Annotated in this window: 1 rRNA gene; it reads left to right on the forward strand. The window is 49.7% G+C overall.

From position 1 onward, the window contains the following. Nucleotides 1-777 (forward strand): 23S ribosomal RNA (locus L4D19_RS30385); the annotation flags it as partial.

Genomic DNA, 777 nt, shown 5'->3' on the forward strand with positions numbered 1-777 from the left:
CTTGAGTCTGGGATTTCCGAATGGGGAAACCCACCTGCACAAGCAGGTATCGCAACGTGAATACATAGCGTTGCGAGGCGAACCGGGGGAACTGAAACATCTAAGTACCCCGAGGAACAGAAATCAACCGAGATTCCGGCAGTAGCGGCGAGCGAAACCGGATTAGCCCTTAAGCTAGTTGAGTGTTAGGCGAATGTGCTGGAAAGCACAGCAGCAAAGGGTGATAGCCCCGTAGCCGACAACGCACTTCGAGTGAAATCGAGTAGGACGGGACACGTGATATCCTGTCTGAACATGGGGGGACCATCCTCCAAGGCTAAATACTCCTGACTGACCGATAGTGAACCAGTACCGTGAGGGAAAGGCGAAAAGAACCCCTGTGAGGGGAGTGAAATAGAACCTGAAACCGTGTACGTACAAGCAGTAGGAGCCCCATCACTAAGCTATTGTGGTTTAGTGACAACAAGTACTTCAATTTGATAGTGGTTAACAACGCGTAGCGTTGATCAACACACAAAATCAAGCAGAGGTGGCTTAGTGATGGGGTGACTGCGTACCTTTTGTATAATGGGTCAGCGACTTAATTTTAGTAGCAAGGTTAACCGTATAGGGGAGCCGTAGGGAAACCGAGTCTTAACTGGGCGTACAGTTGCTAGGATTAGACCCGAAACCAGGTGATCTAGCCATGGGCAGGTTGAAGGTGAGGTAACACTTACTGGAGGACCGAACCGACTAATGTTGAAAAATTAGCGGATGACTTGTGGCTAGGGGTGAAAG

It is taken from the genome of Photobacterium kasasachensis (assembly GCF_050336885.1).
Lineage (GTDB): Bacteria > Pseudomonadota > Gammaproteobacteria > Enterobacterales > Vibrionaceae > Photobacterium > Photobacterium kasasachensis.